Source organism: Nocardia sp. NPDC003999, from assembly GCF_053604885.1.
Map to the genome: position 1 here is coordinate 1 of NZ_JBSGIB010000030.1, position 12,588 is coordinate 12,588.

The window sequence follows — 12,588 nt, forward strand, 5'->3', positions numbered from 1 at the left end:
GTTTGCGCGGCCGCCGCTTGCTCCTTCGTCGCGTACGCGGCGGCCGCGCAAACGCGAGCCGGGCCGCGAACGGCGGATGCTCGGTCTCGCTTCGCTCGGAAGACGTGGTGGGGGTGCGCTGGGCACGTCGGCATCGAAGCTCGCTATCAGGTGTACGCGGTTCGTAGTGGTCGGCTACAGGATCGCTGCCCTTGCTCCTTCCTCGCGGACACAGCGCCCCGTCTCCTTCGTCGCGGCGCATCCGACGCCAGCTCGGCCGCGGACGCCAACACGATCGGTGTCGTTTCACCCGACCCGGGTACCTGCTCATTCGAGCCCGGCTCGGTTCACGGGCCGCAGCGGCAGACTGTCGAGCGGACCACCGCAGGCAAGCGCGGCGTTGGCGGTCGCTCGGTGCGAGCCAGGCTGTGTCGGCTCCGCAGTCGCGCGGTGGGGTCGCGGCGCTTCGGCTGGCGTCCGCGCTGATCACTCTCGCTCGATCTTGGTGAGGAGCGAAGGACGTGCCCGAGGCAGGGGCGGCGGTTCGGAGGTGCGGACCGCCGGGTCCGCATCCAAGTGACCCGGGGTCGACGCGGAGCGGCGCGGATGTAAGGGTGCCTGCATGGCAGAAAATACGCTGACGTCCGTGTCCGACGGTGGGCGGCGGCCCGCGCTGGCCCTGGCCGCCCTGCTGTTCGGCTCCGGGGTGCTGCATTTCGTCCGGCCGAAGCCCTTCGATTCGATCGTGCCGCGCTTCCTGCCCGGACGCGCCCGCGACTACACCTACGCCTCCGGCGCGGCCGAGATCGGTGTCGCCGCCGCCCTCGCGGTCCCGCGCACCCGCGGCTTCGGCGGACGGCTGGCGGCGCTGCTGTTCATCGCGGTGTTCCCGGCCAACGTGCAGTTCGCCGCGGACATGCTCGCCAGCGAGAAGGCGCCGCGGCTGGTGAAGATCGGCTCGGCGCTGCGGCTGCCGCTGCAGATCCCGCTCGTCACTCAGTCGCTGGCGGTGAGCCGGCGGGCGCGGCGTTCCTGATCAGCTCGGCCAGTTCGTCCGGACCGGCCAGGTTCGGGGGCGCGATGGTGCGGCCGGTGCGCACGTAGTGGAATGCGGCGCCGATCCGGGGCAGCATCTCGTGCTCGGGCCGTCCCTCGCGGGCGGCCATCAACCGCGCCCAGGCCAGGCGGTAGACGGCCAGCTGCATGGCGACCGCCGGTTCCTCGGCGGCGCTCGGCTCGGCGCCGGTCTTCCAGTCGACCACGATCCAGCCGCCGCCGGGTTCGGCGAATACCGCGTCCATCCGGCCGCGGATCACGGTGCCCGCGATCGAGGTTTCGAACGGGATCTCGACTTCGATCGGACTGCGATCGGCCCAGCGCGAGTTCAGGAACGCCTCCTGCATCGCGCTCAGCTCGGCGTCCAGGCCCGCGTCGGCCGCGCCGCCGTCGGCCGCGCCCGGCAGTTCGTCCAGACCGAGCAGGCGGGTGGAGCCGAACCACCGCTGCACCCAGGCGTGGAACGCGGTACCCCGGCGGGCCAGTGGATTCGGCGGGTAGGGCAACGGACGACGCAAGCGGGCGGCGAGCTTCGCCGGGTCGGCCCGGAGTTCGACCAGAGCGGTCGCCGCGATCTGTCCAGGTAGTTCCACCTCTTCGTCGGCGGCCGCGGCCGCGTGGTGTTCGGCGAGCAAGGCGTCGACGTCGGCGGCCCAGCCTTCCGGATCGGCGGGATCCGGCGCAAGGCGGGCGTCGTGCGGGCGGTACATGTCCTCCGGCGGGGGCGGAGCGAAGCCGGTCGCGGCGAATGCCGGTTCGTCGGCGGACAGATACTCCTCCACCGGGTCCGGCGCCGAACCGAAATAGGGCTCGAAATCCGCGTAGGGATCGGCGTATTCGATGGACCCGACCTCGAAGTCCCCCGCGAAATCGTCGGGCGGGTATTCGTCGTCGGGTGGATAGTAGGCCGGTTCATCCGCGAACCCCGGCTTGTCAGCGGGCCGGGGAGTAGGTCGATTCATCCGCGAATCCGACTCATCGCGGGGTGAATAGTAAGCCGATTCGCCGGTGAGACTCGGCTCATCACCCGGCCCGTAGTCGCCCGGCTCATGCTCGAACTCCGGCTCAGCGCCGGGCAGGCCAGAAGCCGAATCGCCAGTGAGACTCGGCTCATCACCCGGCCCGTAGTCGCCCGGTCGGTCCGCGAAACCCGGCTCGTCGACGTCCGGCGCGGACGGCATCTCGGCACGGGCAGACCTGGTTCTGCGGATCGAACCAGCAGCGCCGTGCGGCTTCGAGCCGTGGTGCCCGGCGGCGGCGGGACGGGCGCGCAAATTCGCCAGGGCAGCGCGGACCAGTGCCGCGCCTTGTTCGATGGGCTCGCGGCGGGCGCCGAGGGGGTCGCGCGGCCACTCGGCGGCGGCGGGGTTGTCGGTGAACGGGTTGACGGCGTCGGCGGCGGGCGGGTCGTCCCAGCGGTCGATCGCCAAGACGTCGCACGCCGGGCTGCCGGGGTCCTGGTGCGCGTGCTTCAACTCCAGCAGGAAATCCGAGGGGCCTTTCGGAGTGCTGCCGGTCTCCGCCCAGTAGTGGGCCGAAACCAGCAGCACCCGTTCGGTTCTGGTGAGCGCGACGTAGAACAGGCGCCGTTCCTCATCGATCCGGCGGCGCTCCAGCGCCTCCTTGTGCGCCTTGATCGCGCGGTCGAGGTCCGCGCGGTCGTACAAGTCGGTGAGCTCGAGCACCGGCACGCCCTCGGCCGCGTCGTCCTGCCTGCGGTCACCCCGCAGCGACGTGGGCAACTCGGCGAGCGCGCCCAGCCACGTGCCGGAACCGGCTTTGGACGGGAACACGCCCTCCACCACGTGCGGGACCGCGACGATCTCCCATTCCAGGCCTTTCGCCGCGTGCACGGTCAGCACCTGCACCCGGTCCTTGGCGACCTCGACCTCGCCCGGCTCCAGCCCGTTCTCGACCTCTTCCGCGGCGGCGAGGAACGCGAGCAGTCCGCCGAGCGAGGCGCCGGTGTCCGCGGCGTACCCGGCCACCACATCGGCGAACGCGTCCAGATGCTCGCGTCCGGCCCCGGTGCCCGCCATGGCTCGCCGGGTCTGGGTCTCCACACCGACGCCGATGGTGCGCTCGACATCGGCGACCAGTTCCGCCAACGGCTGACCGCTGCGTTCGCGCAACGCGGCCAGTTCCCGTCCCAGCGCCTCGATGCGGGCGAACCCGGCGGGTGAATACCGCTCGGGCGGACCGGGATCGGCGATCGCGTCGGCCAGCCCGGCCTGTTCGGCGGGTTCCGGCGCCACTTCGCGCAGCGCCTCGTCCAGCGCGGCGCCGTCGGCGATCTCGGTATGTCCCTCCGATCCGGGACGCCGGATGGACAGGTCCCTGGCGCGGCGGGCGAGCGCGGCGATGTCGGCGACCCCGACGCGCCAGCGCGCGCCGGTCAGCACACGCATGGCGGCGCTGCCCGCACCCGGTTCGGCGATCAGCCGCAGGGTGGCGACGACGTCGGCGACCTCCGGTGTGGCGAGCAAGCCGCCGAGTCCAACGATCTCCACGGGAAGACCTTGTGCGCGAAGCGCTTCCGCGAGCGGCGCGGCATCGGCATTGCGGCGCACCAGTACGGCGGACGTGGGCGGCTGCTGTTGGGCCGCGTGCCGGGCAACCCACTCCGCGGCGATTCGCCCGGCCACCCACTCCCGTTCGTCGGCGACGGTGTCGGTCAGCGCCAGCGCCACCACACCCGGCCCGGCGCCGGGCTTGGCGCGCAAGGCATCGACCGTCACCCCGCCGCTCTCGGACGCCTTGCGCCGCAACGGTTCCGCGACCAGATTCGCCAGTGCCAGCGCTTCCGGCGGATTGCGCCAGCTGGTCAGCAAGGACAACGTCGGGGCGGGCAAGCCCGGCGCGCTGGGGAAGTCGGTGGCGAACCGGGGCAGGTTCGCAGCCGAAGCGCCACGCCAGCCGTAGATGGATTGCATCGGGTCGCCGACGGCGGTCACGGCTAGGCGCTGCGTTTCGTGCCGGCGCGAACGTTGGTCCGCACGCCTCGCCACGGCGCGCGGGTCGTGTGCGCCGGCGAACCGCGGTTGTCCTTCGACGTCGTTCGCGTCGACGCCCGGCGACCGCGTGCTCTGCGCGGGGTGAGCAGGAAGCGCGTCGGTGGTCGATGACGACCCGGACCCGGTTTCCGGCAGTGTGTCCGAACTTGCCACGACGCTCTCCCGCACACCGGGCAGCGCCGCCCTCTGTGCGACTGTGTGAACGCCCGCCGGTGACGAAGCATCGTCGCCGCCACGATCGCCCGGAGGAATGTCGGGCGGAGTCGCCGGCTGCGATGTCTGCTCCTCCGGCGCGCCGCCGAACAAGGCGGCGAGCAGGACCCGCTGGGCGTGGCCGGTGTCCTGGTACTCGTCGAGCAGGACCAAGCGGAAACGGGCGCGTTCGGCGGCGGCGACCTCGGGGTGCTCGGCCGCCAACCGTGCGGCGAGGGACATCTGCGCGCCGAAGTCCAGTGCGCCCCGTCGGCGCAATGCCTCGGCGAGCTCGTGCACCAGCGGTAGCAGCGCTACCCGTTCCCGCTGCACTTGCACGATGTTCAGCAGGGTCTGGCTCGGGCCGCCCCGCTGCCGCGGGCCCGGGGGCAGCGTGTACACCAGCTTCGCCAGTTCGGTGTGCGCCTCGGCCAGTTCCTCCGGCTCGACCAGGTGCTCGGCCAGCTGCCCGGACAGCGCGAGCACCGCCTCGGTGACCGACACCGGGGTGCGATCGGTCTCCAGATCGCCGTCCCAGGTGTGCACCACCTGGTGGGCGAGCTGCCAGAGCTGGGTCGCGGTCAGCAGGGTCGCCGACGGTTCCACCGGCAGCAGCAGGCCGTGTTCGGTGAGCAACCTGCCCGCGTACGAGTGGTAGGTGCTGATCTCCGGTTCCGCGCCGGTCAGCTGGGCGCGCAGGCGGCCGCTCGGGTCCAGTTCGCGCAGCAGCGGCGCACCGGCGAGCCGGGCCAGCCTGGTCCGGATCCTGGCGGTCAGCTGTTGGGCGGCTTTGCGTGTGAAGGTCAGCCCGAGCACTTCGTCCGGCAGCACGAGCCCGTTGGCGACCATCCACACCACCCGGGCGGCCATCGTCTCGGTCTTGCCCGCGCCCGCGCCGGCGACCACGAGGGTGGGGCCCGGCGGCGCCGCGATCACGGCGGCCTGTTCGTCGGTCGGCGGCGGCAGGCCGAGCGCCTGCGCCAGCTGGTGCGGCGTCACCCCGCCCGTCACGGCGGCGCCCCGGCGACCGGCCGCGGCGGGACCGAGAGCGCGCTCACTCGTCGGTCACCTGCCTCCCGCTGTCCTGCACGGGGCAGCTGCCCGCGACCGCGCAGTGGCGGCATCCGTCGTTGCGCATGGCGAGGTAGCTAGGGCCCTGAGTGGACGACGCGGCCTGGTGGATCGTGTCACGCCAGTGCTCGAGCGCCTCGGCGTCCAGCGGAGGCTGCATGCGCTGAGTGGCGCCCTCCGCCTTGCTCGGCTTGGCGACGTACACCAATCGCGCCCCGCCGGGTTCGCCCGCCGAGCCGATCGCGGGTTCCGGCTCGGCCGAACCGGATACCTCCGGTGCGTCGAGAGCGCCTGCGGCGGCCGCTACCTGGTAAGTCGCCAGCTGCGCGTGATCGACGGCGGCCTGCTTGGTGACCGGCGACTTGCCGGTCTTCACGTCGACGATGACGAAACGGCCTTGCGCGTCTCGCTCCAGCCGGTCGACGCGGCCCCGGATCCGTACGGCGCGTTCGTCTTCCGTGCGCGCGGGCAGCACGCAGTCCACCGGCACCTCGACTCCGGCCTGGGTGAGTTCGCCGCGCGTGTTGCGCACCCAGGCCGAGAAGGTCTCCAGCATCGCCTCGGTGCGGCGCAATTCCTGCCGGGAATGCCAGCCGGTCCCCGGATCCACCGCCCGCCAGGCGCGATCCAACGCGGCGCGCACCTGTTCCTCGGGCACTTTGCCCGCCAGCGCCTGCACGAGCGTGTGCACCAGATTGCCCTTGACGGCGTGCGGGTTGTCGCCGTCGGTACCGCCGTTGCGTTCCAGCGCCCAGCGCAGCGGGCAGGTGCGCAGCAATTCGACGGTGGAGGGCGACAGCGCGACCGCGCCGTCGTCCTCGGTCCACAGCGGTCGCCGCGAGCTGAGTTCGGTGGTGCCGTACCAGTCGTCGGGGTGGGTACCCCGGACGCCCGCGTCGGCCAGCCGCGCGAGCTGGTGCGCGGCGCGGCGCCTGTGTTCCGGGTCGGCCTCCGGATCGCAGACCACGCCGCGCAATTCGGCGACCAGCGAGTGCATCACCAGGGCGCGGCCGGGGTCGGCCACCGGGAGCGCACCGGGCTCGCCGTCGTCGTCGTGTCCGAGCAGTTCGGCGAGAAAGCGCGACGGCACCAGATCGCGTTCGCCCGCGACCGATTCCACGGCGGTGACCAGCAGCGACCGCCGGGCCCGGCTGCACGCGACGAGCAGCAACCTGCGCTCCTCGGCGAGGATCGGCGCCGCACGGCTCACCCGCTCCCCGGCATCGGACACCCCGGCGGTGAGATCGACCAGATCTTCGGTGTGCAAGAGGGTGCCGCGGGTGCGCGGATCGGGCCAGATCCCTTCCTGGACGGCGGCGACGGCGACCACATCCCATTCCCGCCCCGCGGCGGCGTGCGCGCTCAGCAGCGCCACCGCTTCGCCCGGCAGTGTACGAGGCGCCGCGTCCTGCGGAATCTCCTGCTGCGTCAGGTATTCGACGAACCCTTCGATGCTCGCGCGCGGCAACCGGTCGACATAGGCGGCGGCCGCGTCGAACAACGCGACCGCGGCGTCCAGATCGCGATCGGCCTGCATGCCGACCGCGCCGCCGCGCTCGGACTGCGCCACCCAGCGCCGTTCCAGCCGAGAACCGGTCCACAGCGCCCACAGCACGTCCTCCAGGCCCGCGCCGCGCCCGCGCACCTTGCGCGCCCGGCGCAGCGCGTCCAGCACCCGGCGCAGCGGCGCGGCCTCGACCTCGGTGAGCCGGTCCATGATGGCCGGATCGCCGGTCCCGATCAGCAGATCGCGCAACATCAGTGCGGAGGGGCGGTCGATGTCCGAGTCGCGGTCGGTCGGCGAATCGTCGCCCGCGTCCGATGTTTTCGCCCCGGCGCGCACCGATTCCAGCACCGCGCGCCGGATGCCGCGGCGCAACCGGCGCAAAGCGATCTGGTCCGCGCCGCCCAGCGGCCCGGACAGCAGATCGAGGGCGTCCTCCGGCTCGAACGCCGGTTCCGCGCCCCGTTGCGCCTGCTCCCCCGCCAGGACCGCGCGCAGCGAGAGCAGCATCCAAGCCGCGCCGCGCCTGCGCGCCAGCGGCGTGTCCAGCGCGGGCTGCCGCACCGGCACGCCCGCGGCGAGGAGGGCGCGGCGCAGCGGCGCCAGCGACAGCGGTACCGAACGGACGATCACCGCCATCCGCGACCATGGCAGCCCGCCGGTGAGATGCGCGCGGCGCAAGTGGTCGGCGATGAGCGCGGCCTCTTTCGCCGGCGTGGCCAGCACGCGCACGCGCACCTCGGTGCCGTCCTCCCGCGGGCCGGTGTCTTCCGGCACGGGGATGCGCTGCGGCGCACTACCCGGCAGGCGTGCCGCGATCCGGGCGACCGCCAGCTCCACCTGACCGCTGAACCGATGGTTGTCGCGCAACACGACTCGCCGCTCGGGTGGCACGTCGAGTTCGGCGACGAATCGCGCGTCGGCGCCGCGGAAGGCGAACACGGCTTGGTCGGGATCGCCCGCGACCACCGTGGTCCTGGCGCTGTGCCCGATCGCTCGCACCAGGATCGCCGCCTGCGGGTCCAGGTGCTGCGCGTCGTCGACCAGCAGGTATCGGATCCTGGCGCGTTCGGCGGCAAGCAGATTCGGGTCGGCGGCCAGGGCGTCCAGCGCCGCGCCGACGAGTTCGGCGGCGTCCAGCGCGGGCGCGGTCGCCTCCGGCGCATCGACGCCCACCGACCAGCGCAGCAGCATCGTCTGCTCGTAGCGGAGGGCGAACCTGCCCGCCGCCACCCATTCGGGCTTGGCGTGCTCGCGGCCGAGGCGCACCAGGTCCTCCGGCCCGATGCCGCGTTCGGTGGCCCGGAGCATGAGATCGCGCAACTGTTCGGCGAACCCGCCGAGCGCGAGGGCGGGCCGCAGTCGCTCCGGCCACAATCCGTGCGCGCCCTCGGCCATGTCCGCCAGATCGCCGCGCAGCATCTCGCGCACCACGGCGTCCTGTTCGGCTCCGGTCAGCAGACGCGGCGGCGGGTTGCCGTGCGCCATCGCGTGCCTGCGCAGCACAGAGAAGGCGTACGAGTGCAGGGTGCGCACCAAGGGTTCTCGTGTGGCGCCGGGCACACCGCCCTCCGCGCCGGGGCCCGGGCCGCTCAGCCGCGTGGTGATGGCGTCTCGTACAGCGCCCGCGGCTTGTTTCGAATGGGTCAGTACCAGCACCGATTCCGGGTCGGCTCCGGCCGCGATGCGCCCGGCGGCGAGGTCGACCAGCAGGGCGGTCTTACCCGTGCCCGGGCCGCCGAGCACCTGCCAGGGCCGCCATCCCGGGCGCGCTGGACCGGCCTCGGCCGCGGCGTCCAGCAGCGCGCGGACGTCGGCGCCCCAGTCTCGCGGCCGGGGCGCCACCACGTTCCGGCGAACCAGTCGCACCGCGCCATCCGATCGCACCACGCGGGCTATTGCAACAGACACGACCGACACGCCGGTACACGCCTCCGCCCGACCGGCGCTGCGGCCGATCACGGCGCAGGTCAGAATGGACCGGTGTCTGTTCTGAATGTCCACCGGTTCGGTCCGACGACGGGACCGGTGGTGCTCGCCCTGCACGGTGTGACCGGTCACGGCAAACGCTGGGAAGATCTGGCGACCCGGCATCTGCCCGACGTACGGGTGCTCGCACCGGATCTGCGCGGGCACGGCCGCTCGACCTCGCTGCCGCCGTGGAACTTCGAGACCATCGTCGAGGACCTGGTCGAGTTGGTCACCGCCGAGGCGGACGGCCCGGTGGTGGTTGTCGCGCACTCCTTCGGCGGCGCGTGCGCGCTGCACCTGGCCCATCGGCATCCCGAACTGGTGCGCAAACTGGTGCTGCTCGATCCGGCGATCGCGCTGGAGCCGGAATGGCTCAACGAGATCGCGCTGTCCACCCTGGTCTCGGCCGACTACGACAGCGTCGACCACGCGCGCCAGGACAAACTCGACACCGGCTGGGGCGATGTGGAGCCGCGATTGCTGGAAGCCGAACTCGACGAACACCTGATGCCCACCGCCGACGGGCGCTTCGGCTGGCGAATGAGCCTGCCCGCGATCAACTCCTACTGGGGCCAGCTGGCCCGCCACTGGGTGCTTCCGCCCGCCGACCTGCCGACCGTGCTGGTGCAGGCGATGAAGGTGCACCCGCCGTTCGTCACGCCGGAATTCCGCGCGGCGCTCACCGAGCACATGGGCGCGGGCCTGACCGTGCTCGAATGGAACTGCGATCACATGGTCGCCCAGGCGTATCCGGCCCAGACCGGCGAACTCGTGCGCTCGGTGCTCTGAGCCGATGCCGACCACCGACGCCCAGATCGAGCAGGTGCGCGCGCTGGTGGCGGCGGTTCCGCCCGGCCGGGTGGTCACCTACGGCGACATCGCGGCGGCCGCCGGTTTGTCGACGCCGCGCACAGTGGGCTGGATCATGCGCACCGACTCGGCCGATCTGCCCTGGCATCGGGTGCTCGGCGCGAGCGGCCGTCCCGCCGCCCATCTGGCTCATCGCCAGCTGCGCCTGCTGGCCGAAGAGGGCGTGCCGATCCGGGACGGACGCGTCGACCTGCGCGCCGCACGCTTCCCGCTGCCCGATCTCCCCGGCGACTGAGCGCCGCTTTCCGAAATTCCTCCGTGCCGGAATGGCGGCCAGTACCGTTGATCCATGCCCACCCGCCTGGCATGTGTCGTGTTCGACGCCGACCGGCCGCGTTCGGTCGCGGATTTCTGGGCCGAACTGCTGGGCTGGAGTGTCACCCTCGACCGCCCCGACGAGGTGAACGTGGCGGCTCCCGACGCCGACGGCGGCGACTTGGCGCTCACCTTCCTGCCCGCGATGCGGGCCAAGGTCGGCAAGAATCGCCTGCACCTCGATCTGGCCACCCGCTCGCTGGACCACCAGCGCACCCAGGTGGACCGGGCGCTGGCCTTGGGCGCGCGCTCGATCAACATCGGGCAGGGCGCGGTGCCGTGGGCGGTGCTCGCCGATCCGGAGGGCAACGAGTTCTGCGTGCTCGAACCGAGGGAGGAGTACGTGGACACCGGGGCCGTCGCGGCGGTCGTGGTCGACACGCGCGATCCGCAACGCCTGGCCGAATTCTGGTCGACCGCCACCGGCTGGCCGTCCATGCGGCGCGGCGAGCGGCTGGCCGGATTACGCGCACCGACCGGACTCGGCTCCTGGCTGGAGTTCGTGCGCACGCCCGACGCGGGGTCGGGCCGGACCAGAATGCGCCTGGATCTCACGTCGTTCCCGGCCGACGACCGGGCCGCCGAGGTGGCCCGGCTGCACGCGGCGGGCGCCACCTCCATCGACCGTGGCGCCCCGGCCCCCGACCGGGAAACCGACCTCGTGCTCGCCGACCCGGAACTCAACGAGTTCCGGCTGCTGCCACCGGCCCGCTTCTGGTCGAACGCCTGATCGACGCCGTCCGCTCCCCGGCTTCCCCATGGTGACGAATTAGCATGGCCGCCATGGTGTACCTGACTCCGGGTCGTGGCGTGTGACGGCCGCCGACGCGATCGTGCTCGCGGGCGGCCGGGCCAGCCGGATGGGCGGCGTGGACAAACCGGCCATCGTCATCGGCGGCCGTTCCATGCTCGAAGTGGCGCTCGCCGCCGTCGCCTCGTGCGCGCGGACGGTGGTGGTCGGACCGCACCGTCCCGAGTTGGCGCCGGAGATCACGCAGGTTCGCGAGGTGCCGCCCGGATCGGGTCCGGTGGCGGCGATCGACACGGGGCTGCGGGCCCTCGGCTCCGCCGCCCCGCTGGTCGTGGTCCTTGCCGCCGACCTTCCGTTCCTGTCCCCGTCGGCGATCGCCGAACTCATCCGGCACGCCACCGAATCGGGAGCGGACGCGGTGTTCGCGGCCGACGAGTCGGGTCGGCCGCAATACCTGATCGGGGTGTGGCGGCGTTCCGCGCTTGCGGCCGCGCTGGACGAGCTCGACGCGCTGATCAATCAGCCGATGAAGGCGCTGGTGCCCGCAGCCGCCGGGATCATCCCGCTCTCCGGCGTCGGCGACTGCGACACCGAAGAGGAGGTGCGACAGGCCAGAGCGGCGGTGGACGCGCCACGCCAGCAACCACCGCTCGAGCTCGGCGAGGCGCGAAACCTGCTGCGTACCGAACTTTCCCGGCTTACCGCGTACGAAGCCGACCTGTCATCGGTGATCGGGGCCGCGCTCGCGGGCCCATTGACGGCCGCCGGGCCGCTGCCTCGCTTCGACGTCTCGGCGATGGACGGTTACGCCGTGGCGGGCGACGGGCCGTGGCGCCTGCGCCGCGACGTCGGCTTCGCGGGCGGACGGCGTCCGGTGGGGCTGCTGCCGGGCGAGGCGGTGCGCATCGCCACGGGCGCGCACGTCCCCGATGGCACCACGGGCGTGCTGCGCGACGAGTTCGCGCACGTCGCCGACGAAACGCTGTACCGCCTGCCGGACACCCCGCTGCGCGACGACATCCGCCGCCGCGGCGAGGACCGGGCGGCCGGTGATCCGGTCGCGCCGGAGGGTGCACCGGTCACCGCGGCGCTGGTCTCCGCGGCCGCGAGCGTCGAGGTCACCGCCGCGCCGGTGCGCGGCCCGGTCCGCGCGCACGTCGTCATGACCGGTGACGAGATCCGCAGCGAAGGTCCACTGCAGGCGGGGCAGACCCGCGATTCGATCGGCCCGGTCCTGCCGGAACTGCTGGCCAGGTATGGCATTCGCACCACCGATCGGGTGCACCTGCGCGACACTCCGCACGGATTCGACGAGGTCCTGACCGTCGCGCCGGATCGCGACCTGCTGGTGATCGTCGGCGCGACGGGCGGCGGGGCGGCCGACCAGCTCCGTGCCGCCCTGACCCGCGCCGGAGCCGAGATCGTGGTGCCGCGGCTGCGGCTGCGGCCGGGCGGTTCCACCGTCGTCGCCCGGCTCACCTCCGGCACCACGGTGCTCGGCCTGCCGGGCAACCCGTTCGCCGCCGTCGCGACGCTCATGGCGCTGGCACCCGCGATCGTCGAGGGCCGCACCGGCGCGCTCCCCGCCCGCCCGCTGCGCGGACCGCTGCACAACGCCGCCGAGATCGCCGGACAGGTGACGCGCATCGTTCCGGCTCGCGCCGCCGAGGAAGGCGGATGGATCGGCGACCCGGTTGTCCGGACGGCCCATCTGGGCGGCCTGATCGACCGCGACGGCCTGGTGGTCGTCCCGCCCGATGCCGGGGACGGCGCGATCGTCGAATTCCTGCCGCTGCGCTGAACCCTTCGGCCCGCGGGTGCGTCGTGGACCGAACGAAACTGGTTGCGGGCCTTGGCTTCAGCGG

At 72.8% G+C, this 12,588-nt stretch carries 7 protein-coding genes; 5 read left to right on the forward strand and 2 right to left on the reverse strand.

Translation table 11 applies throughout. The annotated features are described in order from the left end of the window. Window positions 1-601: 601 nt before the first annotated feature. A complete protein-coding gene (locus ACWESM_RS33810; RefSeq protein ID WP_355079710.1) occupies window positions 602-1,015 on the forward strand; it encodes a DoxX family protein in 414 nt (137 codons plus the stop codon). Here the strand turns inward: ACWESM_RS33810 and ACWESM_RS33815 are convergent. Beyond that, window positions 972-5,252 carry an ATP-dependent helicase gene (locus ACWESM_RS33815; RefSeq protein ID WP_452495233.1) on the reverse strand — a complete coding sequence of 1,427 codons (4,281 nt, stop codon included), beginning with the start codon at window positions 5,250-5,252 and terminating at the stop codon, window positions 972-974. The genes ACWESM_RS33810 and ACWESM_RS33815 overlap by 44 nt on opposite strands. A 43-nt stretch (window positions 5,253-5,295) precedes the next feature. Continuing rightward, window positions 5,296-8,727 carry an ATP-dependent helicase gene (locus tag ACWESM_RS33820; protein WP_452495235.1) on the reverse strand — a complete coding sequence of 1,144 codons (3,432 nt, stop codon included), beginning with the start codon at window positions 8,725-8,727 and terminating at the stop codon, window positions 5,296-5,298. A 72-nt stretch (window positions 8,728-8,799) separates the two neighbouring features. Between ACWESM_RS33820 and ACWESM_RS33825 the strand changes: the two genes are divergently transcribed. From ACWESM_RS33825 to ACWESM_RS33840, 4 genes are all read left to right on the forward strand, one after another. Next, window positions 8,800-9,576: an alpha/beta hydrolase gene (locus ACWESM_RS33825; protein WP_355079718.1), complete on the forward strand. Its 777-nt coding sequence runs from the start codon at window positions 8,800-8,802 to the stop codon at window positions 9,574-9,576. Window positions 9,577-9,580: 4 nt separating this feature from the next. Continuing rightward, entirely contained in the window at window positions 9,581-9,892 is a 312-nt protein-coding gene (locus ACWESM_RS33830) for an MGMT family protein (protein WP_355079720.1), read from the forward strand. Window positions 9,893-9,946: 54 nt separating this feature from the next. Then, on the forward strand, window positions 9,947-10,702 hold the full coding sequence (locus ACWESM_RS33835) for a VOC family protein (protein WP_452495238.1): 756 nt from the start codon (window positions 9,947-9,949) through the stop codon (window positions 10,700-10,702). Window positions 10,703-10,784: 82 nt separating this feature from the next. Beyond that, window positions 10,785-12,524, forward strand: a complete 1,740-nt coding sequence (locus tag ACWESM_RS33840; RefSeq protein ID WP_452495240.1) for an NTP transferase domain-containing protein — start codon at window positions 10,785-10,787, stop codon at window positions 12,522-12,524. Window positions 12,525-12,588: the final 64 nt, after the last annotated feature.

Coding starts and splice junctions, on each gene's coding strand:
- ACWESM_RS33830 (WP_355079720.1), top strand. CDS start 9,581: ATGCCGACCACCGACGCCCAGATCGAGCAGGTGCGCGCGCTGGTGGCG.
- ACWESM_RS33835 (WP_452495238.1), top strand. CDS start 9,947: ATGCCCACCCGCCTGGCATGTGTCGTGTTCGACGCCGACCGGCCGCGT.
- ACWESM_RS33810 (WP_355079710.1), top strand. CDS start 602: ATGGCAGAAAATACGCTGACGTCCGTGTCCGACGGTGGGCGGCGGCCC.